The organism is Methylobacter luteus IMV-B-3098 (genome assembly GCF_000427625.1).
Classification (GTDB): Bacteria; Pseudomonadota; Gammaproteobacteria; order Methylococcales; family Methylomonadaceae; genus Methylobacter; species Methylobacter luteus.
Genome location: NZ_KE386569.1, coordinates 1,107,753 through 1,133,910, shown reverse-complemented (window position 1 = coordinate 1,133,910; position 26,158 = coordinate 1,107,753). Strand labels below are relative to the sequence as shown.

The 26,158-nt window shown below is 52.3% G+C and carries 28 protein-coding genes, 2 tRNA genes and 1 pseudogene; 15 read left to right on the top strand and 16 right to left on the bottom strand.

The genetic code is table 11. The annotated features are described in order from the left end of the window. The first annotated feature begins 274 nt into the window (after positions 1 to 274). The 7 genes from METLU_RS0107085 to msrB all read left to right on the top strand — a co-directional run bounded on the left by METLU_RS0107085 (position 275) and on the right by msrB (position 7,058). A complete protein-coding gene (locus tag METLU_RS0107085) occupies positions 275 to 1,705 on the top strand; it encodes an alginate export family protein (RefSeq protein ID WP_231383697.1) in 1,431 nt (476 codons plus the stop codon). Between the two features lie 100 nt (positions 1,706 to 1,805). Beyond that, positions 1,806 to 2,609 carry a molybdate ABC transporter substrate-binding protein gene (gene modA / locus METLU_RS0107075; RefSeq protein ID WP_027157602.1) on the top strand — a complete coding sequence of 268 codons (804 nt, stop codon included), beginning with the start codon at positions 1,806 to 1,808 and terminating at the stop codon, positions 2,607 to 2,609. 16 nt (positions 2,610 to 2,625) lie between these two features. After that, positions 2,626 to 3,312 carry a molybdate ABC transporter permease subunit gene (modB, locus tag METLU_RS0107070; RefSeq protein WP_027157601.1) on the top strand — a complete coding sequence of 229 codons (687 nt, stop codon included), beginning with the start codon at positions 2,626 to 2,628 and terminating at the stop codon, positions 3,310 to 3,312. Further along, positions 3,309 to 4,388 (top strand): molybdenum ABC transporter ATP-binding protein, encoded by a 1,080-nt coding sequence (gene modC, locus METLU_RS0107065; RefSeq protein WP_027157600.1) that lies wholly within the window; start codon positions 3,309 to 3,311, stop codon positions 4,386 to 4,388. Before modB ends, modC begins: the two co-directional genes overlap by 4 nt. A 25-nt stretch (positions 4,389 to 4,413) precedes the next feature. Beyond that, on the top strand, positions 4,414 to 4,842 hold the full coding sequence (locus tag METLU_RS0107060; RefSeq protein WP_027157599.1) for a TOBE domain-containing protein: 429 nt from the start codon (positions 4,414 to 4,416) through the stop codon (positions 4,840 to 4,842). Between the two features lie 200 nt (positions 4,843 to 5,042). Beyond that, a complete protein-coding gene (locus tag METLU_RS0107055) occupies positions 5,043 to 6,251 on the top strand; it encodes a cation:proton antiporter (protein WP_027157598.1) in 1,209 nt (402 codons plus the stop codon). Between the two features lie 276 nt (positions 6,252 to 6,527). After that, on the top strand, positions 6,528 to 7,058 hold the full coding sequence (gene msrB, locus METLU_RS24770; protein ID WP_036242924.1) for a peptide-methionine (R)-S-oxide reductase MsrB: 531 nt from the start codon (positions 6,528 to 6,530) through the stop codon (positions 7,056 to 7,058). Here the strand turns inward: msrB and METLU_RS0107045 are convergent. After that, on the bottom strand, positions 7,055 to 7,627 hold the full coding sequence (locus tag METLU_RS0107045) for a CAP domain-containing protein (protein WP_027157597.1): 573 nt from the start codon (positions 7,625 to 7,627) through the stop codon (positions 7,055 to 7,057). The genes msrB and METLU_RS0107045 overlap by 4 nt on opposite strands. Before the next feature lie 94 nt (positions 7,628 to 7,721). Between METLU_RS0107045 and METLU_RS0107040 the strand changes: the two genes are divergently transcribed. From METLU_RS0107040 to METLU_RS0107020, 5 genes are all read left to right on the top strand, one after another. Next, a complete protein-coding gene (locus METLU_RS0107040; protein ID WP_027157596.1) occupies positions 7,722 to 8,000 on the top strand; it encodes a hypothetical protein in 279 nt (92 codons plus the stop codon). 1 nt (position 8,001) lies between these two features. After that, positions 8,002 to 9,147 (top strand): MlaE family ABC transporter permease, encoded by a 1,146-nt coding sequence (locus METLU_RS0107035; RefSeq protein WP_027157595.1) that lies wholly within the window; start codon positions 8,002 to 8,004, stop codon positions 9,145 to 9,147. 14 nt (positions 9,148 to 9,161) lie between these two features. Beyond that, positions 9,162 to 9,929: an ABC transporter ATP-binding protein gene (locus METLU_RS0107030; protein ID WP_036242923.1), complete on the top strand. Its 768-nt coding sequence runs from the start codon at positions 9,162 to 9,164 to the stop codon at positions 9,927 to 9,929. Between the two features lie 161 nt (positions 9,930 to 10,090). Further along, positions 10,091 to 11,083 carry an MlaD family protein gene (locus METLU_RS0107025; RefSeq protein WP_027157593.1) on the top strand — a complete coding sequence of 331 codons (993 nt, stop codon included), beginning with the start codon at positions 10,091 to 10,093 and terminating at the stop codon, positions 11,081 to 11,083. Between the two features lie 18 nt (positions 11,084 to 11,101). Continuing rightward, positions 11,102 to 11,701: a PqiC family protein gene (locus METLU_RS0107020; RefSeq protein ID WP_231383565.1), complete on the top strand. Its 600-nt coding sequence runs from the start codon at positions 11,102 to 11,104 to the stop codon at positions 11,699 to 11,701. A gap of 79 nt (positions 11,702 to 11,780) precedes the next feature. On the opposite strand, the gene METLU_RS0107015 is transcribed toward METLU_RS0107020, so the two are convergent. From METLU_RS0107015 to sdhC, 10 genes are all read right to left on the bottom strand, one after another. Then, complete coding sequence (locus METLU_RS0107015; protein ID WP_027157591.1) at positions 11,781 to 12,347, bottom strand: endonuclease dU; 567 nt, start codon at positions 12,345 to 12,347, stop codon at positions 11,781 to 11,783. Between the two features lie 146 nt (positions 12,348 to 12,493). Next, a tRNA-Met gene (locus METLU_RS0107010) sits at positions 12,494 to 12,570 on the bottom strand. A gap of 73 nt (positions 12,571 to 12,643) precedes the next feature. Continuing rightward, positions 12,644 to 12,720 (bottom strand) — tRNA-Met (locus METLU_RS0107005). Between the two features lie 52 nt (positions 12,721 to 12,772). Continuing rightward, complete coding sequence (ychF, locus tag METLU_RS0107000) at positions 12,773 to 13,864, bottom strand: redox-regulated ATPase YchF (protein WP_027157590.1); 1,092 nt, start codon at positions 13,862 to 13,864, stop codon at positions 12,773 to 12,775. 196 nt (positions 13,865 to 14,060) lie between these two features. Next, positions 14,061 to 14,492 carry a protein YgfX gene (locus METLU_RS0106995; protein WP_027157589.1) on the bottom strand — a complete coding sequence of 144 codons (432 nt, stop codon included), beginning with the start codon at positions 14,490 to 14,492 and terminating at the stop codon, positions 14,061 to 14,063. Beyond that, the gene (locus METLU_RS0106990) at positions 14,452 to 14,700 is read right to left on the bottom strand and encodes an FAD assembly factor SdhE (protein WP_027157588.1); all 249 of its coding nucleotides are present in this window, start codon (positions 14,698 to 14,700) and stop codon (positions 14,452 to 14,454) included. The genes METLU_RS0106995 and METLU_RS0106990 overlap by 41 nt, the downstream gene beginning before the upstream one ends. Next, positions 14,700 to 15,485 carry a succinate dehydrogenase iron-sulfur subunit gene (locus METLU_RS0106985; RefSeq protein WP_027157587.1) on the bottom strand — a complete coding sequence of 262 codons (786 nt, stop codon included), beginning with the start codon at positions 15,483 to 15,485 and terminating at the stop codon, positions 14,700 to 14,702. The genes METLU_RS0106990 and METLU_RS0106985 overlap by 1 nt, the downstream gene beginning before the upstream one ends. Beyond that, on the bottom strand, positions 15,485 to 17,269 hold the full coding sequence (gene sdhA, locus METLU_RS0106980; protein WP_027157586.1) for a succinate dehydrogenase flavoprotein subunit: 1,785 nt from the start codon (positions 17,267 to 17,269) through the stop codon (positions 15,485 to 15,487). Before sdhA ends, METLU_RS0106985 begins: the two co-directional genes overlap by 1 nt. A 3-nt stretch (positions 17,270 to 17,272) precedes the next feature. Next, positions 17,273 to 17,653: a succinate dehydrogenase, hydrophobic membrane anchor protein gene (sdhD, locus tag METLU_RS0106975; RefSeq protein ID WP_196806515.1), complete on the bottom strand. Its 381-nt coding sequence runs from the start codon at positions 17,651 to 17,653 to the stop codon at positions 17,273 to 17,275. A 12-nt stretch (positions 17,654 to 17,665) separates the two neighbouring features. Next, positions 17,666 to 18,046 (bottom strand): succinate dehydrogenase, cytochrome b556 subunit, encoded by a 381-nt coding sequence (gene sdhC / locus METLU_RS0106970; RefSeq protein ID WP_027157584.1) that lies wholly within the window; start codon positions 18,044 to 18,046, stop codon positions 17,666 to 17,668. A 165-nt stretch (positions 18,047 to 18,211) separates the two neighbouring features. Here sdhC and ygfZ point away from each other — a divergent pair, with 165 nt between their 5' ends. Together ygfZ and METLU_RS0106960 are read left to right on the top strand one after the other, a co-directional pair. Beyond that, positions 18,212 to 19,213 carry a CAF17-like 4Fe-4S cluster assembly/insertion protein YgfZ gene (gene ygfZ / locus METLU_RS0106965; protein WP_027157583.1) on the top strand — a complete coding sequence of 334 codons (1,002 nt, stop codon included), beginning with the start codon at positions 18,212 to 18,214 and terminating at the stop codon, positions 19,211 to 19,213. Between the two features lie 332 nt (positions 19,214 to 19,545). Next, positions 19,546 to 20,559, top strand: coding sequence for a COX15/CtaA family protein (locus METLU_RS0106960; protein WP_027157582.1), 1,014 nt, complete (start codon positions 19,546 to 19,548; stop codon positions 20,557 to 20,559). Here the strand turns inward: METLU_RS0106960 and METLU_RS26650 are convergent. The 3 genes from METLU_RS26650 to birA are packed head-to-tail and all read right to left on the bottom strand — an operon-like array spanning position 20,543 to position 23,225. Next, entirely contained in the window at positions 20,543 to 21,505 is a 963-nt protein-coding gene (locus tag METLU_RS26650) for a hypothetical protein (RefSeq protein WP_027157581.1), read from the bottom strand. The two genes, METLU_RS0106960 and METLU_RS26650, sit on opposite strands and share 17 nt — an antisense overlap. Beyond that, positions 21,502 to 22,233, bottom strand: coding sequence for a type III pantothenate kinase (locus METLU_RS0106950; RefSeq protein WP_027157580.1), 732 nt, complete (start codon positions 22,231 to 22,233; stop codon positions 21,502 to 21,504). Before METLU_RS0106950 ends, METLU_RS26650 begins: the two co-directional genes overlap by 4 nt. Then, a complete protein-coding gene (gene birA, locus METLU_RS0106945) occupies positions 22,233 to 23,225 on the bottom strand; it encodes a bifunctional biotin--[acetyl-CoA-carboxylase] ligase/biotin operon repressor BirA (protein ID WP_027157579.1) in 993 nt (330 codons plus the stop codon). Before birA ends, METLU_RS0106950 begins: the two co-directional genes overlap by 1 nt. Positions 23,226 to 23,552: 327 nt before the next feature. On the opposite strand from birA, the pseudogene METLU_RS28295 reads away from it, so the two are divergent. Then, positions 23,553 to 24,247: pseudogene (locus METLU_RS28295) on the top strand (transposase). A gap of 8 nt (positions 24,248 to 24,255) precedes the next feature. Here METLU_RS28295 and nqrF read toward each other — a convergent pair. Continuing rightward, complete coding sequence (nqrF, locus tag METLU_RS0106935; RefSeq protein ID WP_027157578.1) at positions 24,256 to 25,485, bottom strand: NADH:ubiquinone reductase (Na(+)-transporting) subunit F; 1,230 nt, start codon at positions 25,483 to 25,485, stop codon at positions 24,256 to 24,258. A 60-nt stretch (positions 25,486 to 25,545) separates the two neighbouring features. Next, positions 25,546 to 26,157 carry an NADH:ubiquinone reductase (Na(+)-transporting) subunit E gene (nqrE, locus tag METLU_RS0106930; protein ID WP_155920480.1) on the bottom strand — a complete coding sequence of 204 codons (612 nt, stop codon included), beginning with the start codon at positions 26,155 to 26,157 and terminating at the stop codon, positions 25,546 to 25,548. Position 26,158: the final 1 nt, after the last annotated feature.

Below are 26,158 nucleotides of genomic sequence, written 5' to 3'. Positions count from 1 at the left end.
TTTCTGACTCAACAACAATAACCAATATAAATCAAAGATATAGTTGCAACATCAATAAATGGCGCATTATTTGCATAGAAGCTATTAGCGTTATATACTTATATATATAACGAATTAAACTAGAGCGATGCTTATTTTGGGAGCTTTCAAAGTAAGTGTTGCGATACAGATTTCGTACTTACAATAATTATTAGGTTTGACTGTGCAAAGAAAGCATATTACCGGCATTACTGCCGGCTATACACTCAGTTTAATTATCGTCAGCAGCATTTACATGGGGGCCAGCAATACTACTCAGGCGGCAGAAGAAAAGAAAAGCTACACCAAACCACCCTTCTCTTCGTTTTCCAGTCAAATGCGGGATGCACTGACCGGCTACGGTAACTATGAGAAGCCGGTCTGGAATCTGCACGATGCATTGGACTTGCCGGATTGGCTGTCAGTGTCGCTGGAACAGCGCACCCGCTATGAAACCCTGGACGGCAGTTTCAAGGCCGGCAGCCAGGGCGGCGACCAGCAGATTCCGATGCAGATCGACCTGTCTCTGGAAGCGCGCTTCGGCCACTGGCGCGTCGGCGGCGAATTTCTCGATGCGCGGCAATTCGGCGCGGATGAAGGCTCCGGACTCAACAATACCCATGTCGATGAAGCCGATTTTATCCAGGGCTATCTGGCCTGGGCCGATCAGAACGTAGCTTACAGCGGCTTGGGGGCGGAAGTCATCGCCGGCCGGCAGACCCTGAATTTCGGCAGTCGCCGTCTGGTGGCCCGCAATGTGTTCCGCAATACCATCAACACTTTCGACGGTTTGCGGCTGCGGGTTCTCGACTACAACCACTGGCAATTCACTGCCTTCGTTACGATGCCGGTCGGCCGTTATCCGAATAATTCGGCGCAACTGCTCGACCATTTCCATAGTTTCGATGAACCGGAATACCAGGCCTGGTTCTCCGGCGGTTTTCTGGAAATCTACGATTTACCCTGGAAAACCAACGCCGAACTGTATTTGTACCATCTGGATGAAGGCGACAGGAACCGCAACCCCACCAGCAATCGCCGCTATTTCACGCCCGGCATGCGGGTTTACAGGAAGCCCGCCAAAGAGGAGTTCGATTTCGAGCTGGAAGCCATCGGCCAGCTGGGCACGGTGCGTTCCAGTAAAAGAGCCTCCGACGGTAGAGACTTGGAGCATCAGGCCTGGTATCAGAGTTTCAATGTCGGCTATACCTTCAATCTGCCGTGGTCCCCGCGCCTGTCGCTCGAATACGACTATGCCAGCGGCGATCGCGATCCGAACGACGGCAAGGATGAACGTTTCGACACCCTGTTTGGCGCCCGGCGTTTCCAGTACGGTCCGACCGGCATCTACGGCACATTTGCCCGCAGCAACATCAACACGCCGGGCTATCGGATCGGCATTAAGCCGCGATCCAATGTACAAGCCTTTCTAAGCCACAAGTTTTTCTGGCTGGCCGAGGACAAAGACGCCTGGACCGCCGCCAACTTACGCGACAGAACCGGCAATACCGGCAATTTTATCGGCCAACAACTGGAGTTGGCGGCGCGCTGGGACATCAACAGCAGCCTGAATCTGGAAACCGGCTGGGCGCATCTGTTCAAAGGCGAATTCGCCAAGGATGCGCCATTGGCGCCGGATGCCAAGGATCTTGATTATTTCTACGTGCAGAGTTTATTTCGGTTTTAGTATCATGTCGCCCACGCGACGCTTGTTTAAAGCCGGCACTTGCCGGCAGGCGGGAGGGAAATCGCCCGCTGCAACAGCCTTTTTATTTTGGAGATAAGCCATGTTATTTAATTCTTTAAAGAGCGTCCTGCTGACTTTGTATCTGTTTTCAAAGAGCATTTTTCTGACTTTGTTTCTGTTCTCGGTCAACGCGATCGCACACGCCGAAACCACGCTGGTCGCAGTGGCGTCCGACTTCACCAAACCGATGACCGAAATCGCCGCTGAATTTGAAAAAGCCACCGGCCACAGTGCCAAACTGTCGTTCGGCTCTTCCGGCAAGGCGTATACACAAATCCAGAGCGGCGCACCATTCGAAGTGTATTTGTCGGCTAGCGAGAAATACCCATTGGAATTGGAAAAATCCGGCCATGTTGTGGCCAACAGTCGTTTCGTGTACGCCATCGGCAAGCTGGTGCTCTGGTCTGCCAAGCCGGGATACGTCGATGATCAAGGCCAAGTCCTGACTAAAGGCGGCTTCCAGCACTTGGCACTGGCCGATCCCAGCCATGCGCCCTACGGTGTGGTGGCGGAAGAAGTAATGGCGCATCTGGGCGTGTTGGAAAAGCTGCGCCCTTTATTCGTGCAAGGCGAAAACATTTCCCAAACCTTTCAGTTCGTCAGCACCAGCAACGCCGAACTCGGCTTTGTGGGACTGGCGCAAGTCATCGATATCGCGAGCGGAAAAATCGGTAGCGGTTCGGGCTGGATCATTCCGGATACGCTACACAGCCCATTCCGACAAACGGCGGTATTGCTGAAAACCGGCGCCGAAAACCCAGCTGCCCTGGCTTTGGTGAATTTCCTCAAATCGCCGACGGCCTTGGCTATTATCGAAAAATACGGCTTCGGTTTACCCAAGTGATGAATAAGGCCCCGTTATGCTAACCTCCGCCGATATCGCCACCCTGTGGCTGACTTGTAAAGTCGCCGGGCTGGCGACCGTGTTGATGCTGATCCTGGGCACGCCGCTGGCCTGGTGGCTGGCGCGTACCACTTCGCGCTGGAAAGGCGTCTGCAATGCCCTGGTCGCCTTGCCGCTGGTGTTGCCGCCGACCGTGCTGGGCTTTTACCTGTTGATACTGATGGGGCCAAGCGGGCCTATCGGCCAATTGACGACCCAATTGGGCCTGGGTACCTTGCCTTTCACCTTTGGCGGTCTGGTCGTGGCATCGGTCCTGTATTCACTGCCGTTCGTCGTACAGCCCTTGCAAGCCGCCTTCGCCGCTATCGGCGATCGCCCCCTGGAAGCAGCAGCCACTCTGCGCGCGGGTCCTTTGGATACTTTTTTCACGGTCGTGGTGCCTCTGGCTCGCCCCGGTTTCATGACCGCGACGATCCTGGGCTTCGCGCATACGGTCGGCGAATTCGGCGTGGTGCTGATGGTCGGCGGCAATATTCCTGATAAAACACGGGTCGTGTCGGTGCAGATCTACAATCATGTCGAAGCACTGGAATACGATCAGGCGCACTGGCTGGCCGGCGGCCTGCTGGCGTTTTCGTTCTCGGTGCTGCTGCTGATGTACAGCGCATTGAAAGCCCACCCTGTCGCCCATCAACTCAAATGACCCAGACTATCACCGCCCGCTTTTTTCTCGATTACGGCGAATTCAAATTCGACGTCGATCTGCGCCTGCCCGGTTCAGGCATCAGCGTACTGTTCGGCCCGTCCGGCTCCGGCAAGACCACTTTGCTGCGCTGCATCGCCGGCCTGCAACGCGCGCCGCAGGGTCTTCTTAAAATCAACGGCGAGGTCTGGCAGGACAGCGAGCGCGGCGTGTTCGTACCGACCCATAAACGGCCGCTGGGCTATGTGTTTCAGGAGGCCAGTCTGTTTCCGCATTTAACGGTGACCGAAAACCTGCAGTTTGGCCTGAAACGGATCAATAAACCTTCAAGCGCTGCCGATCTGCACCAAATTATTGAATTGCTGGGCATCGGCCATTTGCTCAAACGGATGCCCGACCGTTTGTCCGGCGGCGAGCGGCAGCGGGTTGCCATCGCCCGCGCGCTGGCGCTGAATCCCGAGGTGCTGCTGATGGACGAGCCGCTGGCAGCGCTGGATTTCCAACGCAAACAGGAAATCCTGCCGTTTCTGAACCGTTTGCATCAGGAACTCAACATTCCGGTGCTCTATGTCACGCATTCCCAGCAGGAAGTCGCGCAGCTGGCCGACACGCTGGTGATTATGGCCGACGGCCGGGCGCTGGCTTCGGGGCCGCTGGCGGAAACGCTGAGCCGTCTCGATGTGCCGCTGGCTCATGACAGGGAGGCCGCCACGGTCTGGCCGGTAACCGTCATCGAACATGAAGCCGATTACCATCTGACCCGCGTTGCTTTTGCCGGCGGCACGCTCAGCCTGCCGGCGATCGATGCCGCTGTCGGCACGCCGCTGCGCGTGCAAGTTTATGCCCGCGATGCTAGTATCGCCCTTGAGTTGCCCAGTGCCACCAGCATTCTCAATGTACTGCCGGCGACCGTCACCGGCCTGACCGATGGTCACGGTGGGCAAAGTGTGGTGCGGCTGAAGGTCGGCAATCAGGCATTGCTGGCGCACATCACGCGCAAGTCCACGGTGTTGCTGGGTTTGCGGGTCGGCATGGGGGTTTATGTGCAAATCAAGGGCACCTCGATCTTGAATTAATCCACAATAAATAGGGAGTTTCATCATGAAAGCAAGTGCACGCAATCAATTCAAAGGCACTGTCAAAGAAGTCATTATCGGCGCGGTTAATGCAGAAGTGCATGTCGAACTGAAAGGAGGCGCCACTATTGTCTCCTCGATCACCAAGGATTCGGTGGAAAACCTGGCAATCAAGACCGGCACGGAGGTCATCGCGCTGGTCAAGGCGCCGCAAATCATCATTGTCACCGATTTCGGCGGTTACCGGCTTTCTGCCCGCAACCAGCTGGCCGGAACGATCACTCAAGTCAAACCGGGGGCGGTCAATGCCGAAGTCGATATCGAATTAGTCGGTGGAGAAAAGATAGCCGCCACTGTCACCAATGACAGCGTGGAAACGCTGGGCTTGCGCAAAGGCCAGCCTGCAACTGCCGTATTCAAAGCCGGGGCAGTAATCCTCGGTGTTGCAAGCTAAGCGTTTTATCGTTTTTCCAAGGGATCGAACATTAGAACAGGCTTTTCCTCTGCCTTTCTTTTTGTTCGTTTCCCATCCATATATGAATTACCGAAAACAGGCATTGTCTTATGTGGCAATACTTATTACTCATTGAAACGAGTCCGAGAGCCCTGAAACCGGGCCTGTTTCCAGCTGACTAATGGATTACGGCATCTCAAATGGCGGTCCATGATTATTTTTTAACGCTGCTCATCATTCTGCTGTCGGCGCGTCTGTTTACCGAACTGGCCGTTCGCCTGAAAGCGCCGGGTGTTATTGGCGAACTGCTGGCCGGTGTGCTGATAGGCCCTAGCCTGCTGAACTGGGTCCAGCCGGTTGAGGCCGTTAAGCTGCTGGCGGAAATCGGCATCATCATGCTGCTGTTTGAAGTGGGCCTGGAAACCGATGTCAGGCGTCTGGCGCAAACAGGGGCCAAGGCCTTTGTGGTTGCCTTCGCCGGTTTAAGTATGCCGTTTGTTTTGGGTTTTCTCCTGGCTTATCGATTTTTTGAGCTGCCGCTGCTGACCGCTCTGTTTATAGGCGGAACGCTGACGGCCACCAGCATCGGCATCACATTGAGAGTACTGGCGGACCTGAAGCGCCAGGATTCCACCGAGGGTCAGGTGGTTTTGGGAGCGGCGGTGCTCGATGATATTCTCGGCGTGGTTATGCTGGCGTTATTGTATGAGTTTTCCATAGGCGGAGGCGTCAATCTGATCAATGCCGGCAAGGTATTGCTTTCCATCATGGTTTTTTTTGTTCTGGCGCCCATCGCCGCAAAACTGATCTCGTTCATCATCAGGCATCTCGGTAACGTGAGTGATGTGCCGGGCTTGATTCCCAGCACAATTGTTTCATTGATGCTGTTTTTTGCCTGGCTCGCCCATGCCGCAGGAGCGCCCGAACTGCTCGGCGGCTTCAGCGCGGGACTGGCTTTGTCGCGCCGGTTTTTTCTGCCGTTTGGCGCGTCTTTGGCGGTTGATGCAGACTTCGCCCATGAAATAGAAGCGCAGATGAAGCCGATCATTCATTTGTTTACGCCCATTTTCTTTGTCACGGTCGGTTTATCGCTTAATCTGCGTGAAATCGAATGGAACTCGCCTTTTGTCTGGGTATTTTCTTCGACTCTATTTGTGGCCGCTGTTGCGGGCAAAATCATGAGCCCTTTATTCATCAAAGGCTCCCGGCTTCAACGCTGGGCGATCGGCATAGCCATGGTGCCGCGCGGCGAGATCGGCTTGATTTTTGCCGAGCTGGGCAAAGAAAGTAATATTTTCAATAACGCGATTTATGCAGGCATGATCATCGTGGTCGCCCTGACCACCCTGCTGACGCCTTTCATATTGAAGTGGTTTTATGGCCGTTATGGCGCCCAACTTAATCACTGATGTTACGCACGGGTAGCTTTTTATGCCGTTTGCCGCTCCCGGGCACTACAGCTCTTGAGTCGCCTTTACCGAAAGCGGCCCAATGCCCGCGTAGGTGCGAATTCATTCGCACTGAATGACTAACGAGGCGTCCCGGGTCGAATACCCTAAAGGACACAAGTACCCAAAGGGCATAAATGAATTCGACCCTACAGGCGCGCATTTGACACAGAGGCCACTTGTCCGTGTAACATCAGTTAATCAATAGCCGCTTATGCCATTTTCCGGAGGTTTACCATGAACAAGATCATTTTATTGCTGACATTATCGCTATGCGCCGCCACGGCTTCAGCCTGGGATGCCCGCTCATTCGTAAAACCCGCGCAGGAAGAACTCAAAAGCCGTCTGACGCCGCTGCAGTTTGACGTGACTCAGCGCGAAAGCACAGAGCGCGCGTTCGACAACGAATACTGGAATAACAAGCAGCCCGGCATTTATGTCGACGTGGTTTCGGGCGAACCCCTGTTCAGTTCGCTGGACAAATATGACTCCGGCACAGGCTGGCCGAGCTTTACCAAACCGATCAGCATGGACAGCATCACGACCAAAACAGATCGCGGCTTTTTCACGACGCGCACCGAAGTCCGCAGCCGCCTGGCCGACTCCCACCTGGGCCATGTCTTCGATGACGGCCCCCAGGCGACAGGCGGCAAACGCTACTGCATGAATTCAGCCGCGCTGCGCTTTATTCCGGCGGACAAGCTGAAAGAAAGCGGGTACGGGGAATTTGTGCCGTTGTTTGAAAAAAGCGAACCCAGTAACGACTAAAACATATCCTCCGTCACATAAACATCATTGCCCGAGATAGCGACACCGATGCCTTGCCGGTCGATCAGCGGCGACAGAATATTTTGGCGGTGCGACGGACTGTCCATCCAGCCTTGCACCGTCGTCTGCGCGAGCTCTTCCTGACTCTTCCAGATGTATTCCCTACCGACGGCAATGCCGTTTCGGGTCGTTATCACTATTCTGTTGTAAAGGCTGTTCAGGAAAATATTTTCAGATAAACCGGTTTTCCATGTATTGGGGCCAGTCTGCTTTTTTTTGTCCCAGCCCTGACGTTTGCCGCGCTCGGCTGGACCTTCACCCTGCGGATTGATGTGGCTGAAGAAATTGAACCTCGCCATATCCTGACTGTGATTACGCGCTATCACAGTCAATTTTTCATCCTGAACCAGTGGCGCCAGACCGTACCTTTGCCGCTCACGATTGATCTGCTGGTGAATCTGGCGTTCCAGTTGAATCGGATCTATTCTGGGTGCCTTATCGGCATAGGCTTTTGCCGGGCAATAAAAGGCCATTAGCCATAACAGTGCCATTAGCGGGATTTTGTTCATCTTTTTTATAGTAGAAACAGCTTTATAAACGAGAAATTAATGCAGGGAAATAACGTGCTTTTGGAGCGCGGATTATAGACAAATCCTGTCTAAAATGCTCATCCCTATCAATAAGCAAACATTAATTGTTTTATTCAATGATGTGATCACTGACACCAACGAAATCTCAACGGATATAAAAGCCGCCATTGCTGTCTTAATCAGTGCCTTACCGATATTCGCGGTCCAGTTAGATCCGGGCAGCGGTATAAATTTTTTGCATGGACTTTTCTTAAAGTGGAAACGATTTATGTTAAAAACAGGCATCATGAAAAAAACCTCTACATCCATTGGACCGCTGAAAGCTTTAGCGGCAATGCTCGCAGGAGTATGACGTGAGCGCTGCCAGTACTGCATCGGGCCAGGTCAATTTCATCCGGATTGACGATTCGACCGTGGCTGTACAGTTGACCGGCAACTGGGATCATGGCGCAACAATCAAGCAAGCCGAACAGGTGCTCGCGGATTTGGACGCATCTAAAAATCCAAGCCTTGTTTTACTGCAGGCGCATGAGCTTGGAAGCTGGGATAGCCGACTGCCGGCTTATCTCCTCAGGGTCATCGATTATTGCCAAGCCCATCATATCGACATAGATGCGTCCGGATTACCCGAGGGTGTACAGGCACTGCTCAAACTGGCGCGCGCGGTGCCTGAACGAGCCGGGGACCGCCGCACGGAGCAAAAAAAATCCACGCTGGGCCAAATTGGCAAAACGGTCCTGAAAGGCCTTAAAGATGCCAAGGGGCTAATTGCCTTTATCGGCGAGACCGTGCTGGCTTTCATGGCGCTGATCCGGGGCAAGGCGCGCTTTCGTACTGTTGATATGTTCTTGTGCATACAGGATGCAGGTCCAGCGGCCTTGCCGATCGTAACGCTGATCAGCTTGCTGGTGGGCCTGATTCTGGCTTTCGTCGGTGCCGTGCAGCTGGCCATGTTCGGCGCCCAGATCTATATCGCCGATCTGGTCGGCCTGGGCACGGTCCGCGAGATGGGCGCGCTCATGACGGCCGTGATCATGTCCGGGCGCACCGGCGCCGCCTATGCCGCGCAACTCGGCACCATGAACGTCAACAGCGAAATCGACGCCCTCAGAACCATGGGCATATCGCCGATGGAGTTCCTGGTACTGCCGCGCATGCTGGCGTTGATCCTGATGATGCCGCTGCTGTGTCTTTATGCCGACCTGATGGGCATTCTGGGCGGGGCGATGGTCACGGTCAGCGCGTTCGATGTGTCCTTGATCCAGTACTACAATGAAACCCAAAAAGCCGTGGATCTGACCGACTTCAGCATCGGTCTGTTCAAGAGCCTGGTATTCGCCACGCTGATCGCAACGGCCGGCTGTATGCGCGGCATGCAGTGCGGACGCAGCGCTTCCGCTGTCGGCGATGCCGCAACAGCAGCCGTGGTGAACAGCATCGTCTACATCGTGGTTGCCGATTCGGTAATTACGTTAATCTGTGACCGGCTCGGTATTTGACCGGAAACAGAGCCATGAATACGCCGCATATCACGGTAAGGAATCTGACCATGGCTTACGGCGATTTCGTGATTCAGCGGGATTTGAATTTTACGATCGATCGCGGCGACATTTTCATCATCATGGGCGGCAGCGGTTGCGGCAAAAGCACGCTGCTGCGGCATTTGATCGGCCTGCAGCGGCCCGCCAAGGGCGATGTGTTCTACGAGCAGCAAGACTTCTGGCATGCCAGCGATGAGGAACGCATCAACATCATGCGGCGCATCGGGGTTTTGTATCAGAGCGGCGCCTTGTTCAGTTCGCTGACGCTGGCAGAAAACATCGCGTTGCCGCTGGGCGAATTCACCGGTATGGGAAGCCGTGAAATCGCCGACATCGTGTCCTACAAGCTTGCCCTGGTCGGTCTGGCGGGATTCGAGGATTATTACCCGTCCGAGATCAGCGGGGGCATGCAAAAACGTGCCGGACTGGCCCGGGCCATGGCGCTCGATCCAGAGATTCTGTTCTTCGACGAACCGTCGGCCGGACTCGACCCTGTCAGCGCCAAGCTGCTGGATGACCTGATCGCCAGCCTGCGCGACACGCTGGGAGCGACCATTGTTGTCGTCACCCACGAACTGGCGAGCATCTTCGCTATCGGCACCAACTCGGTTTTTCTCGATCCCGATACCAAGACCATGCGGGCGACCGGTTCGCCCAAAAAGCTGCTGGCCGAATCCAACGATGCCAAAATCATTCAGTTTCTGACCCGAGGCGAAAGCAATGTCAATAAATCCGCATAGGATTCGGTTAAAAATAACTTTCCGATTTGTCGATGAAATCAGCGCTTATGTAGGGGCGAATAAATTCGCTCAGGGCGACTTAAGTCGCCCCCACACCGGCTGCTCATCAGAATTCAGAGAAGTTATTTCTCGCCCTGTCCTTAGAAGGGAGCAACGCTGCCATGAGTAAACCCATCAGTCCTGTAGCAATCGGCGGTTTCACTATCGGCGCTCTGGCGCTTTTGCTGGTCGCGGTCTTCATATTCGGCGGCGGGCGGTTTTTACAGACCGACAAAGTCCACTTCGTCATTTTCTTTGATTCCTCGCTCAATGGGCTGGATATAGGTGCCCCGGTAAAAATGCAGGGCGTCAAAATCGGCCAGGTCACAGAGATCATTCTGCAAATTGATCCGAAAGCCACCAAGATATATAAGCCGGTAGTGATAGAGATCGACCGTAATACCTTAACCAGCAAGGAAGGCAAGGCTTTTCCCAAGGCAATGACGCGTGAAGAACGGGAGGAGAACCGGGACAAACTTGTTGCCGCGGGCTTCCGTGCCCGTCTCGAGATGCAAAGCTTATTGACGGGTCTGCTTTTCATAGATTTCGATGTGCATCGTGATAAACCGCCTGTGTTTACAGGTCTTGAATACCAGGGATTGCTGGAACTGCCCGCCATTCCGACGACCGTGGACGAAATCCGCAATACGGCCTCGGAAGTGGCAAAAAAACTAAACGCATTACCGCTGGAAGACATAGTCCAGGATTTATCGGCCAGCTTGCGCGAAATCAAAACCTTTCTCGCTTCCAAAGACGTCAAGAAATCTACCGCAGCCCTGGCCAGTACCCTGGAGGGAATGGAGAAAACGGTCAAGACGCTCAATCATAATCTGGAGCCGTTGCTGGCCAATACGAATAAAACAATGGTCAGCACCAACACATTGATCAAAGATCTCAAGCCCATCGTCGCTAATACCGACAAGACATTGAGCACCGCAACCGCAGCTCTTGACCGAGCGCAGGATTCGATGGCGAAACTGGACGGCGCCGTCGGGCCTGAATCGGCGCTGGACGAAACCCTGGAAGCGCTCAAGGATGCCGCGCGCTCCGTCAGGAATCTGACCGACTATCTGGAACGCCATCCGGAAGCGGTGCTTACCGGAAAAGAGAACTAGAGGATATCGACCATGCCCATGAACCGGCTTGTTTTTCTTCCGCTGCTGTCCGTTCTGCTCCTGTCCCTTGCGGCTTGCATAGGCGGGGCAACGTCTCCGTCACAATTCTATATGCTTGAGCCGATCACTGGCATTGAGCACAAAAGGCCGACCGGAGCCGCCCAAAAGCCCGTCATTATCCTGAAATCCGTTCGCATTCCAGACTATGTGGACAGACCCCAGATTGTGACCGCCACCGGTAAAAACGCCTATCACCTGAGCGAACTCAATCGCTGGGCCGAAGCGCTGGATCACAATATCAGCCGTGTGTTGGCTCAAAATCTCACGCTTCTCGTGCCAGCCGAAGTGGTATTTTCTAAAAATTCGAATACGGCGGAACGAACAAGTTTCCGGCTGTCCATCAATATTCTCGAATTTCATGCAGACCCGCAAGGACAGGCCGGGTTGACCGCGCAATGGCAGATAACGCGCGATGATGGGACGGTATTGAACCGGCAGGTCTCTTACCGTGAACCGACATCGACTACCGACTACGCTGTCATGGTAAAAGCGCTCAACGAATGCCTCAACCGTTTAAGCCGCGACCTGGCTGATGAGTTACAGAGGCTGGCTGTTTAATTTGTAGGCTGGGTTGGAGCTTTGCGGAAACCCAGCTTGGGCGGCTTCGAATGCTGGGTTTATCAACCCAGCCTACAAATTAAGGACGATGCCGGCTTTCGCCCAGGGTTATACCGCCGGCGATCAGATGGGCCGTCCGTAGCGGCTCGGGGATATGGCTGTTGACGGCAAGAAACCGTAGCGTCCGGTCAGCATCGGCCAAGGTAAGCCCAATCCGCTGCACAAATACCTGCCGGACCGGCTCCACGGGCCCTGCCCGTTCGACCAGCCGCCATTTGCGCTGGCCGCCGGGCACATGATTCAGCAAGGTTTGCCTGATCGCCTGCATATCGGGACGCCTGCGCATGACCACCAGCACCGGCAGGCCGAGCGTCTTGTGCAACAGCGGCAGATCGACCACGTTGAAACCGGCAAAGGCAATGCCCTGCAGCATCACGAGTTGCAGATGGCCGGCGAAACGCGAGCCGCTGATCAGCTTAATGATATTCCGCGTGGCGTTAGCGCCGTCTCGCCTGACTTTGCCGCTCAGCACGGCATCCAGCCGCAGGCCGGCATAAACCGCGCCCACCAGCAGCACATCCCCTCTATGCGCGCGTGAAAACGGAGCGTCATCGAAGCCTATAACATGCGAGAGGGATTTGGTCATTCAATGCTTAATAAGGCTTTGGGTAAGACAAATAAAAACCAGGATCAGAAAAGATCAAATCAAAATAGGCTTTATTATGATTTGCTACGGATTAGGTATTCAAGAATTTTCCGTCATACATACCGCAAAGAATGGGCTTTAAAAAATGGTGGCGATGGGTGGGATCGAACCACCGACCTTGGGGTTATGAATCCCACGCTCTAACCGGCTGAGCTACATCGCCTTCTGGAAGGTCTTTATGTTGTAAAGCCGAGCATCCGGTGATACTGCAACTGTAAAACTTCAGATAAGGATAATGGTGGCGATGGGTGGGATCGAACCACCGACCTTGGGGTTATGAATCCCACGCTCTAACCGGCTGAGCTACATCGCCTCTGGATAGGCCTTTAAAAGAGCGGGCATTTTATATACCCGCTCCTGTTTTGTCAAACGTTGAATCTGAAATGTACCACATCGCCGTCCTTAACGATGTAATCCTTGCCTTCAAGACGCCATTTTCCGGCGTCCTTGGCACCCTGCTCGCCTTTATTGGCGATGAAGTCTTCATAGGCGATCACTTCGGCGCGGATAAAGCCTCTTTCAAAATCCGAGTGTATAACACCGGCCGCCTGAGGCGCGGTTGCGCCTGTCGGAATGGTCCAGGCCCGGACTTCCTTTACGCCGGCGGTAAAATAGGTGGACAGATTCAGCAGCGCGTAGCCGGCCCTGACGACGCGGTTCAGGCCCGGTTCTTCCAGGCCCAGATCGTCGAGGAATTCTTTCTTTTCGTCGTCATCCAACTGGGCAATTTCCGCCTCTATCGCGGCGCATATCGGCACGACGACAGCCCCTTCCTTGTCGGCAAACGCTCTGACCTTATCCAGCAAGGGATTGTCTTCGAAGCCGTCATCCTGAACATTGGCGATATACATGGTGGGCTTGATCGTTAACAGGCACAGGTCTTTTATCAACGCTGTCTCGTCATCGCTCAGCCCCATGGCACGCACAGGCTCGCCGGTATCCAGGTGCTTGGCGACTTTTTCCAGCACCTGTTTTTTCGCCAGTTCTTCTTTGTTGCCGGATTTGGCGGCTTTTGATACGCGCTGCAATGCCCTGTCAACCGTAGCCATATCAGCCAATGCCAGTTCGGTATTAATGACTTCTATATCGGAAACGGGATCGATTTTACCGGCCACATGAACAACATTGTCGTCATGAAAACAGCGTACGACGTGGGCTATCGCATCGGTTTCACGAATGTTGCCTAAAAACTGATTGCCCAGACCCTCGCCTTTCGATGCACCGGCGACCAATCCTGCAATATCGACAAATTCAATGGTTGTAGGCAGTGTCCGCTCGGGTTTCACAATTTCTGCCAGTTTTTCCATTCTATTGTCGGGCACGGGAACGACGCCCACGTTAGGATCAATCGTACAGAATGGATAGTTTTCGGCGGCGATCTTCGCCCGGGTTAATGCGTTAAACAGGGTTGATTTTCCAACATTGGGCAAACCAACGATTCCGCAATACAATGCCATAGGGTTCTCTTAATAGAATGTGGTACAGGAAAGGAGTACAGCAAGAGGTTCAAGCTGAAACAAACTGCTAATTATACAATTTATCGCTTTAATCTAAAAAGCCTATTTATCCAATGCGGGGTGCGGCTTCGCCTAAAAGGCGATTAATGTATAAGTCCTGTCCTTGAAACTTTCAGAATTAGCTTCATTGGTTATCTTATTTGTCCCTGGTTATGACTGTAGTTCTCAATTTCACGATAAAAGACCGATAGTCATCTTCTGATAAGGCATCGTTTAAGATAACAATATTCTTTTTGCCTGCACTCTGTATTATCACGTGTAAAAATACCGCGTATACGGTGACAACCGTTGAGTTTAAAATCCGGATCGGCTCAAAGTCATCATCTTTGGAAATTTCCCAGCCTGATGTTTCGGTATACCTGATTGTTTGCAGCGAATCATTTAAACGCTTGACGACAATCCCAAGATGCAGCCCAATGCCCGCCATCAAACTCAATTTGATAGCAAGCGGCAAGGCATTGGCCAGACACGCGCCCAGCGCAAGCACATGAGCGGAAATAAGCAGTCGCTTTAATCGTTTAGAAGATTTAAGTTTCAGCAGCAGAGAGGGATCGTATTTTTTTGACAAGAGAATCCATTCCTTTTTCTTCAGGCAATTGTTCGCCCATCAGATACATCAACAGCTCCCCATCGCTGAAATTCAGCAACGCCTGAAACAGTTGCTGTTCATCATGCCCCGCCGTTAAATAGCAACGGTCCAGATACAGGTTAAGCATCATATCCAGCTCCAGCGAACCGCGTCGGCAGAGCCATCTCAGTTTTTCCTCTGGAACCATCAGCCCTGTTGACGTATTAACAGCATCTTTTTAATTTCGGCAATTGCTTTTGCTGGATTCAGGTTTTTAGGGCAGGTATCGGTACAGTTCATAATGGTATGGCACCGGTACAGTTTAAAGGGATCTTCGAGATCATCCAACCGCTCGCCGGCATATTCATCGCGGCTATCCGAAAGCCAGCGGTAGGCCTGCAATAAAACGGCCGGTCCCAAAAAGCGCTCGCTGTTCCACCAATAACTCGGGCAACTGGTTGAGCAGCAGGCGCACAAAATGCACTCATAATAACCATCAAGTTTTTTGCGGTCTTCTTTGCTCTGCAACCGCTCCCTGTCCGCAGGAGGCGGTGTTTGAGTTTCTATCCAGGGTTTTATGGAAGCATACTGAGCGAAAAAATGGCTCAGATCACCGACCAGATCCTTTATAACAGCCAGATGCGGCAACGGGAAAATTTTTATCGTGCCCGGATAATCCTCAATAGCCTTGATACAAGCCAGCGTGTTTTTGCCATTAATATTCATCGCACAGGAGCCGCAAATGCCTTCCCGACACGATCGCCTGAAGGTCAAGGTGCTGTCGATGTCATTCTTGATCTTGATAATCGCATCGAGCACCATAGGCCCACAGTCGTCGAGGTCGATTTCATAGGTATCGATGCGCGGATTTTCACCGCTCTCGGGATCCCATCGGTAAACTTCGAACTGTTTTATATGCTTGGCATGCGCAGGTGCGGAAAAAACTTTGCCTTTTTTAAGCACCGAGTTTTTAGGCAAGGCAAATTCAACCATCAGTAAACCCTCTTCTTAGGTGGAATGACTTCAACTGCATCAGTCAAGGTATACAAATGCACGGGTCGGTAATCGATTTTAATCCGGCTCTTATCCAGCCAGAGCAGCGAATGCTTCAGCCATTTCTGGTCATCGCGCTCGGGATAATCTTCTCTGGCATGCCCTCCCCGGCTTTCCGTTCTGTTCGCCGCTCCGATAATTGTCACCATGGCCTGGCTTAACAGATTGTCCAGTTCCAGTGTTTCAACCAGATCCGTATTCCAGATCAAGGATTGATCCTTGATCCCGATATCAGCAAAGGAATCGACAACTTGCCTTAACTTCTCGATGCCTTCATTAAGCACGGGGCCGGTTCTGAAAACCGCGGCATGCGTCTGCATGGTTTTTTGCATGTTTAAACGCACATCAGCCGTTTTTAGAGGGCCCTTGCCATACCGGATGCGGTCAAAACGGGCGATAGCCTGATCGCAGGCACCCTGTTTTAAAGGCGCATGGGGTGTTCCTGGCTTGATCAGCTCGGCGCACCGTATGGCCGCCGACCGTCCGAAAACGATCAGGTCGAGCAATGAATTCGAACCCAGCCTGTTGGCGCCGTGGACAGACACGCAGGCCGCCTCGCCTATCGCCATCAACCCGGGCACCACGACTTCGGAATCATCCCCATTCTTGGTGATCACCTCGGCCTTGTAATTGGTCGGAATGCCGCCCATGTTGTAATGCACGGTAGGCAAAACTGGAATAGGATCTTTGGTAACGTCAACACCGGCAAAAATCCGGGCAGTTTCGGATATGCCGGGCAGGCGTTCCTTGATGATTTCCGGGTCCAGGTGTTCGATATGCAGATAAACGTGATCGCGTTCCTTGCCTACGCCGCGTCCTTCCCTGATTTCCAGCATGATGGCGCGGCTTACGACATCGCGGGAGGCGAGGTCTTTCGCATTCGGTGCATAGCGTTCCATAAAACGCTCGCCTTCCGAATTGGTCAGATAGCCGCCCTCGCCTCTAACGCCTTCCGTAATCAGACAACCCGCACCGTAAATGCCGGTCGGGTGAAACTGCACGAACTCCATGTCCTGCAATGGCAATCCGGCCCGCAGCACCATCGCGTTGCCGTCACCGGTCACGATATGGGCGGACGTGCAGGAAAAATAGCAACGTCCATAGCCGCCCGTAGCCAGAACGGTCATATGAGACCTGAATAAATGCAGGCTGCCATCATCCAGACACCAGGCTAGCACCCCCTTACAGACGCCATCTTCCATGATCAGATCAAGGGCGATATATTCAACAAAAAACTCGGCCTGATGTTTGAGCGATTGTTGATACAAGGTATGCAGGATAGCGTGACCGGTCAGGTCAGCGGCGGCACATGTGCGCTGGGCCGTGCCTTCGCCAAAATGCGTGGTCATGCCGCCGAACGCGCGCTGGTAGATTCTGCCGTCCGACGTTCTGGAAAAAGGCACGCCGTAATGCTCAAGCTCGATGATGGCCGGGATGGCCTCGCGACACATATATTCGATGGCATCCTGGTCACCCAGCCAGTCGGAACCTTTAACAGTATCGTACATATGCCAGCGCCAGTCGTCTTCGCCCATATTGCCCAATGCCGCGCTGATGCCACCCTGTGCGGCGACGGTATGACTGCGGGTGGGGAAAACCTTACTGATGCAGGCCGTTTTCAATCCCTTTTCCGCCATACCGAGAGTCGCGCGCAAACCTGCGCCGCCAGCGCCTACGACGACGGTATCGTAGCTATGTTCAATAATTTTATAATCGTTCGACATGCCTTATACCATTTCTCTTATATTAAAGATTGCCATCACAGCGATCAACGCCAGAAAAACAAATGTCAGCTTGACCATCCACACAGAAACAATCTTTAGCCATTCAGTATGAACATAGTCTTCTATGACTACCTGCAGGCCCAAGCCGGCGTGGTAAAAAACCGCCAGAACCCAGGCGATCATGAGCACGCCGTTTAAAGGTTTGGACAGCCAGGCTACGGTATGGGAATAAGGCGACTTTAAGAGATGACCGATGAACGTCAGCCACCACAGCGACAGTGGAATGAGCGCAACAGCCGTGACTCTCTGCATCCACCAATGAACAGTTCCTGCCTTTGCAGACCCCAGACCGCGGGCTCTGGCAAGCGGTGTGCGATAATCCATAATAGCCTCTGCTTAAAGTAAGAAAAAACTGGCGACAGTCAGAATGATCGATGCTATCAGCTCGATATAGACATTCCTGTCCATGTGTTCCCGTTCGAACCCGCTGCCTGCATCCCAGACCAAATGCCTGACGCCGTGGCACAAATGAAAGAATAGCGCATAAATAAATAGCCATAGAACCAGAGTGCCTAAGGCATGGTTCATAAGGTTTTGCATAGCCATATAGGCATCCCCCCCTGCGCTGATTGTCAGCAAACTGCCTACAAACAGCAGCAGCCCCACCGACAATACGACACCAGTGATACGGTGAACAATGGATGCAACTGCATTCAAGGGTAACTTGTAAACCTGAAGATGAGGGGAAAGCGGTCGGATTCTTTTCTGTTGGTCCATAACACATCACGATTAAGCCATAGTGAAAGTTGATAATACCTTGTCAACCGCTGATAAGCCAATACCTAATTTAGGCATGACAGATTGTGAAACAGGCTTATTTTTGTCTTTGTTTAAAGCACGTTATAATCGCTATCCCTCTTATCCATCCATTAAATCTCATCCATGAACCGAAACTGGAAAAATTTTCTAATCGCTGAACATGCCACATTTAAAGATGAGGGCGATATTGTTTTTCCTTCCATTTCGCCTGATAGCGATAAACAAATTTATGCCATCCCGGACCTGGCTGTTCTGACTGTTGCCGGAAATGATGCGGCAAAATTCCTGCAAGGACAGATCACTTGTAATATCGATGAAATTACCGAGACCCAAAGCAGCCTCGGGGCCCTGTGCAATCCGAAAGGGCGCGTCATTACCACTTTCTTACTTGTAAAAAAAATCGATGCATTCCTTCTGGTTCTGCCTAAAGCATTGCTGGGATCGGTCAAAGACAGACTGCAAAAGTATATTCTGCGGTCCGATGTGCAATTAACCGACAGTTCGGATGAACTATGTTTGATCGGGCTCAGCTATCCCAGCGGGCAACCAGGCGGCTTATCCTTGCCTGAACAGTTGTTTGCAACCAGCCAGCAGGACGCGGCCTTTATCAACCTTTCGCCCGGACAGAACAGGTGTCTGGTCATTTCAGAGCCGGAGACGGCCGCGACACTTTGGACTGTATGGACTGGCGATCATGGTTTCCAGCCTCAAAGCTCCGAGCAATGGCGCTATCTGGACATTATCGCCGGACTTCCGTGGCTGGCGCCCGAGACATCCGAGGAATTCATTCCGCAAATGCTCAACCTGGACAAATTGGGCGGCATCAGTTTCAACAAAGGGTGCTATACCGGCCAGGAAATTGTGGCCCGGACTCATTATCTCGGCAAAACCAAACGAGAAATGTTTCTAGCCGAATGCGCTTCTTCGTCAACCGCGCCCGAACCCAATATGGCAATCATCGATAAGAGCACCGGCATGGAACAAACGGTTGGCGCGGTGCTCATGGCGCAAGCCCGACAAAACATTTACAGAATGCTTATCGTTCTGCAAGTGTCTGATGCGAATACTTATAATCTTGCCTTAAACAATCAGGATCAGGACAAGATCACGTTATTGGCGCTATAATTTCATCCATTTAGTGACATAGCTCGCTGAGAATGCGATTTACTACCAATCAGGGTTTCCTTGATATGTTCGAAGGGAACTTGATGCCAGACGTCATGCTTTGCTCGCATTTTGGAACCTAACGCGTGCTATGTCGATATTGTGCAAAATAGATCTCTTGCGGAGCACCGCGGGAACTGATCATCCGGCATGCCGGATTGACTGCTCTACAGTTCCCGCTTTTGGCAGACCGAGTCCTGCAACCGATGCTGAAATAACGGAAAAAGTATTTCAGACAAAATTGAATGAGCAAAGAGCACGCTTTCCTAAACAGCAGTACCCCGAATAAAACTATGATGAATACACAAGCAGCCTTACGTTTTCGCCGCCTGGGCACCTTAACCATTTTCGCCGTTTATTTTGTCATTCTCGTGGGCGGGATTGTAAGAGCCTCCGGCGCGGGCATGGGATGCCCCGACTGGCCGACCTGCTTCGGACAATGGGTGCCTCCCACCGAGGAATCCCAGTTACCTGCCAATTATCACGAAATATATGCCGAACGCGGCTATGAAAGCACGCAATTCAATCCGGTAAAAACCTGGACCGAATATACCAATCGTCTGGTCGGTGTGTCAGTCGGATTCCTGATTTTCCTGACCCTCTGGGCATCGCGCATTTACCTGAAAACCGACAAGATCGTCTTTTATTTGTCCTTAAGTGTTTTTTTTCTGGTGGGTTTTCAGGGATGGCTGGGTTCGACCGTGGTTGCCAGCAATCTGAAGCCCATCATGATCACACTGCATATGCTGCTGGCTTTGTTCATAGTCGCCCTGCTTATTTATACGATCGCCCGATCGCAACGCGACTTTATAGGCCGGATAGACACCCAAGGGTTGCCCGATAAGTTCAAGACTGTCCTGATTATCGCCATGGTCATGACTTTAACCCAAGTCGCCATGGGCACTCAGGTGCGTGAAGCGGTGGATTTTATCGCGCATGAGCACGGCTATATCGATCGCCAGTACTGGCGCGACGGCTTTCCGGTCATTTTTTATATCCACAGATCCTTCTCGTCGATCATTTTATTTACCAACCTATGGCTGGTTTGGAAGATTTACCAGTCAGTCGACAAAAAAAGCATTTTGCTGCGCACCGGCCTCGCGTTGATCGGACTGATTGTGACCGCGATCATTGCGGGCGTTACGCTGGACAGACTGGGCATGCCGGCAGTTGCCCAACCTGTGCATTTATTAATGGCCAACCTGATTTTCGGCGTACAGTTCTTCCTGTTTATATGCCTGAGTTATTCCGCAAACAGACCGGCACTTTTAAAGCCTGACGATTCGCGGATTACCAGCACTGATTGATTTGCTTGACGGCAATAGCCGGGTAAGTTTGTTTCATGACATTCAAGCGTTCCAGCACCTTGCCGCTCGCTTTAATCTGGGCATATTTCTGGGATTTAATGATATACCGGGGCTTGACTTCGGCCTGAATGTCCTTGGCAAGCAACTGGCCCTTCAAAGCCTGGGCCCGGCTTTCATTTTTGAATACGCCTAACGAAATCTGACCTTTATCTTTACCCTTGGTCAACGGCCAAAGGTCATTGATGCCTTTATCCTTGAGCATTTTCAGATTCGCTTCAGCCTGCTGCTTGGTTTCCGCCGCCGGATAGTAAACCAGATAGTCGCTGATCGCCTCGCCATCGCGGCTGAGCGTTTTAATGCTCTCTCTGCCTGCATTCAACTCTCTTTTCCAGAGCTGATAGGCATTGCCATTGACGAAAGGACCGGCTTCGTAACAACTGGCCGGCTCGCTTGCAGCATCGTTGTTTTGCGCTTTTTCAGTCGCGGCAATTGTTGGCTGAATAGATTTTGATTCAGATGCAGATTGATCTGATTTTTCCTTATCAGGACGAGACTCGGATGTTGCCGTTTCCGCTTTTTTCTGCTCAACATGCCGCTCGGCACTACTTTCGGCCAGTTGTCCCGATGCTATCGCGAGATTAGCCTGGGTTGGCGGGGTCAGTTGCTCGATCTGCGGATTACTGCCGGATGACTCTGAATCCTTAGCCGATGCCTGCATGGCCCCGGTCGCCGGCGCTCGCTCCATACCCGCTGCGATTTCAGGCTTGGGCTCAAGCGCCTGAGTTCGATGCACTTCTTTTAATTCACTGACCAATAGAATCTGTTCCTGGTCCAGTGAAGCGTATTGTTCGGCGATATCGACCGATGGTTCAAAAGCGCCCTGTTTGTATTCCCACATAACCAGGCCGACGTTGGCCAATGCCACTAAAAATAAAAAAAATTTCATGCGTTACTCTTCAAGATTATGGACAATCCACGCAGCACGATATCGGAGTCGATAATGGGCCTGAAAACGAGCTGTGTCGCAATAAGATCAGCATCGCCGCCCGTTAAAATCACTTGCATATTTTCCGGCTGCCGGGCCACTGCATGCTCGACCAACCCGACAGCGGCCGATAAAGTGCCGCTATAGATAGCCGCTGCCGTGTTCGTCGCCAGTCCGAACGCATGATGCGCTTCACTGAATTGTAGCTGCTCGGTTCCCAGTGAAAGCGATTTTTTCATCAGCATCAACCCGGGGCTGATCAAGCCGCCTTGGTGCTTGCCATTCGCGTCAAGCACATCCACGGTTATTGCCGTGCCGCAATCGATCACGCAGGCCGGTCCCGGATAGCAATGCCGGGCAGCGATCAGCGATAGCCAGCGATCAACACCGAGTTTTTCCGGATTTTCATAGGCATTGCGCACGCCGAATGCCCGCGCTTGGGACTTGGCAGGCACAATATCCACGCCTGGCCAAAGCTCAAGCGCTACCGATAGAACCTGTTCGAGCAAGTGTTTTGCGCTGACGCAGGCGATGGCGATGTGTTGAGGTGGCGGGATTTTTTCCCAGAGGCTCACAAGCTCATGCCGTGTCACCTGATCATGAACAAGCGACCGTCCGGCAATGATCCGATGGTCTTTGACCATGCCCCACTTCAGCCGGGTATTGCCTATATCGATTAGCAAATTCATCACAAAGAACCGCTAAAGCTGACTTCGCCGGAAGCAAAAGCCCGAACATCGCCATCCAGGCGCCTGATCAGCAACAGTCCGTCATCATCTATGCCTTCGACAATGCCGTCGAATTGCTGTGTGGCGATAAACAGTGTCGCCGCTTTATCTTTCAGACAATCATAGCCGCGCCATTCATCGACATACCCTTTAATGCCGACGTCTTCAAAACCGGAGATCACTGAGATCAAATGCTCCAACAGCAGGCCGGCCAGCCTGTTTCTGGATAGCCGTTTCCGTCCGGTCACTTTGCTCAAATCAGTCCACGCCTGCGTGATACTCTCAGCTTCGGATTCGGGCAGGAATAAATTCAGGCCCAACCCGATCACAGCCAGGCACGGTCCGCCTGTCTCACCTGAAACTTCAACCAGAATACCGCCCAGTTTTTTACCCTGGCTGTAGATGTCATTGGGCCATTTCAGGCCGACATCCTCGATGTCATGCTGTTTTAAAGCTCGCATGACCGCTACGCCGATAGCCAGGCTCAAGCCTGAAATGGCAGCCGGCCCCTGCTGAAAGCGCCACAGTATCGACAGATAAATATTGCTGCCGTACGGCGACACCCATTGCCGTCCCCGCCTGCCTTTGCCTGCGGTCTGATGCTCTGCAAAACAGACAGTGCCGGACGGCGCGTCATGCTGTCCGCGATCCACCAGATAGCTGTTCGTGGAATGGATCCTGTCATGAATCTCAAGTGATGAAATCAACTCGCGGGTCCGGTCGCTCAGTACTTCATCGATTTCGGCATGAATCAGCAATTCAAGCGGTTTGTCCAGCCGATAACCCTTGCCCCTGACTGCCGAATGATGCAATCCCAATTCAGTCAGGCTGTTCAACTGCTTCCACACCGCTGCACGGCTGAGCTTCATGGCACGAGCCAGTTCGGTTCCGGAATGAAATGCGCCATCCGCCAGAATAGCCAGAATTTTCTTTTGTTTCTCAGAAATAACCACTGCTTTAGCCTCTGAAACCGAACGCCTGTTTATCTACTTTATGCGCCAAAACGTTAAATACTCTTCATGACTGATTGCCCGATATTATCTTGTTGGTATCCGGTATGTCCGGGAGTTCTTTTGCCGAAATCCAGTCACGCCCCCTCCACGACAACCGGCGAATTATACTGCAAATAAATTAATTCATGAGCAAAAGCCATAAATTAACAATCAGGCTTTACGGAAAGATAGTTGACGCTATATACGAAACCAGGACACTAAGAACCCGTTCAATATCTGCCGAGGATGGTTGATAATGAGGGCATAAGAAAAGTGTAACCCAGCGCTATCAGTCGCGAACTGTTTGAGCCGGTCAGAGTCCTGCTGGAAAATACCCGCAAGAAAACCCGACCTCGCACCGTTGATTTGTATAAGGTGTTCTGCGCTATTCTGTACTTGCTGAAGAGCAGTTGCCAGTGGCGCATGCTGCCGGAGCGGAGCGATTTCCCGAAATGGCGCATGGTCCATCATTATTTCTCGTTGTGGAGCGAGAAATCTGAAGGCGGAACCAGTTTGCTGGAGCGGGCGTTAAAAAAATCAGGTTGGCGAGGCCCGTACCAGACAGGGGCACCGGCCTTGACGAGTTTCTGCATCGCTGATGCGCAGAGCGTCAAGAACACGGATTTTGCACGAAGCAGACGTTATGATGCCGGCAAAAAGCTGTCAGTATCAAGCGGCATATTTTTGTAGACACGCAAGGGTTGCCATCACAACAGCTAATGTCAGTGATCGCAAGGAGCGCTGAAAACCATTTAACAAGACTTGGAGGCTTGGCAGAGGTCACTTCGCTGTTGATCGGCTATAGTGGCCTGCCGTTATGAGCTTCTCACCTTTGCCGTCATTCCCAACGCTGGGTGGTAGAGCGTTCGTTTGCCTGGTTGGAAAAGTGCCGAAGATTATGGAAGAACACTGGATGCTTGCTCAATACCCGCTTACAGTTCGTCAATCTGGCTTTCCTGACACTGTTGCCGGGGAGATATTGAACAAGCTCTTAGAACTTATCAAACAAAATATTCCTTGAATCAACGCCAAGGTTAATCAACATGCTCACCACGGTATCAATCATTACCGGCGGGCCGCACAGGTAATACTCACAGTCCTCGGGGGCCGGATGATCTTTCAGATATTGGTCGAACAGGATCTGGTGAATGAATCCGACTGGTCCTGTCCAGTTGTCTTCAGGCAACGGACTCGACAGTCCGACAACCCACTCGAAATTGTCGTGCTCCTGTGCTAGCCGGTTGAAGTCGTCGGTATAAAAGACTTCAGCAAGACTGCGAGCGCCGTACCAGTAAGATATTTTTCGACCGCTGTGCAATCGCTTCAGCTGATCGAAGATGTGTGAACGCATAGGCGCCATACCGGAACCGCCTCCGACAAAAATCATCTCGCTATTAGTTTCCCTTGCAAAGAATTCACCATACGGGCCTGATATGCTGAGCTTGTCTCCGGGTTTCAGATTATAGAGATAAGACGATGCCTTGCCGGGCGGAGCATCAGGATTAGAAGGCGGCGGCGAGGCGATGCGAACGTTCAGCATGATGATGCCTTTTTCTCCCGGGTAATTGGCCATGGAGTAAGCACGTGTGACGAGCTCGTCAACTTTGGACACATATTGCCATAGATTGTATTTGTCCCATTCCGGCCGAAACTGTTCTTTTATATCGAAATCACTGTATCTGACAGTATGAGGCGGCACATTAACCTGAACATAGCCGCCGGCCCTGAATTCCATATCCTCGCCGGCCGGCAGTTCCAGAACCAGTTCCTTTATGAATGTCGCTACGCTATGATTGGAGCGTACTGCGCAGTCCCAGTTACGGATCAAGAACAGTTCCGGCGGCAGGCAGAGACTCATGTCACTTTTGACGGCGATCTGACAAGACAACCGATAGTTGGCATTGATCTGTTGCCGGTTTAGTTTGGCCCGCTCGGTGTCCAGAAGATCACCGCCGCCTTTCTTAATTATGACCTTGCACTGCCCGCATGTGCCCTTGCCGCCGCAGGCCGAAGGAATATAGATTTCATTATCGGCCAGTGCGTTCAGCAATTTGCCGCCCATGGGTACGGACAAGCCAAGCTCCGGATCATCGTTAATTGTAATCGTAGCGTTGCCTTTGGCGACCAGCCGGTCTTTAGCCAGCATCACGATAAAAGCCAGCACCAGTACAATAACTGTGAATAAAGCCATACTTATCATGATGAGGTTGATATCGCTCATGCTGACTCACGCCGGGCGACTAAAGTCGCCCCCACATTGGCTAAACAGTTTGTCGTCATGCTAGAGCTCGATGCCTGAAAACAGCATGAAGGCCATCGCCATCAGGCCAGCCGTAATAAAAGTGATGCCGAGCCCTTTGAGACCTTCGGGCACGTTGCTGTATTTCATTCTTTCACGAATACCGGCCAGGCCGATGATGGCCAGCGCCCAGCCAGTACCGGAACCAAGGCCGAACACCACACTCTCCATAAAATTGTAATTTCGCTCCACCATGAACAGGCTGCCGCCTAGAATGGCGCAATTGACCGTGATCAGAGGCAGGAAAATACCGAGTGCGATGTAGAGTCTCGGGACATATTTGTCCAGAAACATCTCCAGAATCTGCACGATGGCGGCAATAACGCCGATATAGGTCAAAAGCCCCAGAAAAGTCAGGTCAACACCACGCAGACCCAACCAGGCCAAGGCATTTTCCTTGAGGACATGCTGATAAATCAGGTTATTGACCGGCACGGTGATCGACTGCACAACAATGACGGCAATGCCGAGGCCAACGGCCGTCGCCATCCGTTTAGAGACGGCAAGAAACGTACACATACCGAGAAAAAAAGCCAAAGCCAGATTTTCAACAAAAATCGCGGTCAGAAAAAGGCTCAGATAATGGTCCAGCATG

What these genes read in the sequence shown, in the direction of transcription:
- METLU_RS0107085 (WP_231383697.1), top strand. Translation starts at nt 275, where the DNA reads ATGGGGGCCAGCAATACTACTCAGGCGGCAGAAGAAAAGAAAAGCTAC.
- modA (WP_027157602.1), top strand. Translation starts at nt 1,806, where the DNA reads ATGTTATTTAATTCTTTAAAGAGCGTCCTGCTGACTTTGTATCTGTTT.
- modB (WP_027157601.1), top strand. Translation starts at nt 2,626, where the DNA reads ATGCTAACCTCCGCCGATATCGCCACCCTGTGGCTGACTTGTAAAGTC.
- modC (WP_027157600.1), top strand. Translation starts at nt 3,309, where the DNA reads ATGACCCAGACTATCACCGCCCGCTTTTTTCTCGATTACGGCGAATTC.
- METLU_RS0107060 (WP_027157599.1), top strand. Translation starts at nt 4,414, where the DNA reads ATGAAAGCAAGTGCACGCAATCAATTCAAAGGCACTGTCAAAGAAGTC.
- METLU_RS0107055 (WP_027157598.1), top strand. Translation starts at nt 5,043, where the DNA reads ATGGCGGTCCATGATTATTTTTTAACGCTGCTCATCATTCTGCTGTCG.
- msrB (WP_036242924.1), top strand. Translation starts at nt 6,528, where the DNA reads ATGAACAAGATCATTTTATTGCTGACATTATCGCTATGCGCCGCCACG.
- METLU_RS0107045 (WP_027157597.1), bottom strand. Translation starts at nt 7,627, where the DNA reads ATGAACAAAATCCCGCTAATGGCACTGTTATGGCTAATGGCCTTTTAT.
- METLU_RS0107040 (WP_027157596.1), top strand. Translation starts at nt 7,722, where the DNA reads ATGCTCATCCCTATCAATAAGCAAACATTAATTGTTTTATTCAATGAT.
- METLU_RS0107030 (WP_036242923.1), top strand. Translation starts at nt 9,162, where the DNA reads ATGAATACGCCGCATATCACGGTAAGGAATCTGACCATGGCTTACGGC.
- METLU_RS0107025 (WP_027157593.1), top strand. Translation starts at nt 10,091, where the DNA reads ATGAGTAAACCCATCAGTCCTGTAGCAATCGGCGGTTTCACTATCGGC.
- METLU_RS0107020 (WP_231383565.1), top strand. Translation starts at nt 11,102, where the DNA reads ATGAACCGGCTTGTTTTTCTTCCGCTGCTGTCCGTTCTGCTCCTGTCC.
- METLU_RS0107015 (WP_027157591.1), bottom strand. Translation starts at nt 12,347, where the DNA reads ATGACCAAATCCCTCTCGCATGTTATAGGCTTCGATGACGCTCCGTTT.
- ychF (WP_027157590.1), bottom strand. Translation starts at nt 13,864, where the DNA reads ATGGCATTGTATTGCGGAATCGTTGGTTTGCCCAATGTTGGAAAATCA.
- METLU_RS0106990 (WP_027157588.1), bottom strand. Translation starts at nt 14,700, where the DNA reads ATGGTTCCAGAGGAAAAACTGAGATGGCTCTGCCGACGCGGTTCGCTG.
- METLU_RS0106985 (WP_027157587.1), bottom strand. Translation starts at nt 15,485, where the DNA reads ATGGTTGAATTTGCCTTGCCTAAAAACTCGGTGCTTAAAAAAGGCAAA.
- sdhA (WP_027157586.1), bottom strand. Translation starts at nt 17,269, where the DNA reads ATGTCGAACGATTATAAAATTATTGAACATAGCTACGATACCGTCGTC.
- sdhD (WP_196806515.1), bottom strand. Translation starts at nt 17,653, where the DNA reads ATGGATTATCGCACACCGCTTGCCAGAGCCCGCGGTCTGGGGTCTGCA.
- sdhC (WP_027157584.1), bottom strand. Translation starts at nt 18,046, where the DNA reads ATGGACCAACAGAAAAGAATCCGACCGCTTTCCCCTCATCTTCAGGTT.
- ygfZ (WP_027157583.1), top strand. Translation starts at nt 18,212, where the DNA reads ATGAACCGAAACTGGAAAAATTTTCTAATCGCTGAACATGCCACATTT.
- METLU_RS0106960 (WP_027157582.1), top strand. Translation starts at nt 19,546, where the DNA reads ATGATGAATACACAAGCAGCCTTACGTTTTCGCCGCCTGGGCACCTTA.
- METLU_RS26650 (WP_027157581.1), bottom strand. Translation starts at nt 21,505, where the DNA reads ATGAAATTTTTTTTATTTTTAGTGGCATTGGCCAACGTCGGCCTGGTT.
- METLU_RS0106950 (WP_027157580.1), bottom strand. Translation starts at nt 22,233, where the DNA reads ATGAATTTGCTAATCGATATAGGCAATACCCGGCTGAAGTGGGGCATG.
- nqrF (WP_027157578.1), bottom strand. Translation starts at nt 25,485, where the DNA reads ATGAGCGATATCAACCTCATCATGATAAGTATGGCTTTATTCACAGTT.
- nqrE (WP_155920480.1), bottom strand. Translation starts at nt 26,157, where the DNA reads ATGCTGGACCATTATCTGAGCCTTTTTCTGACCGCGATTTTTGTTGAA.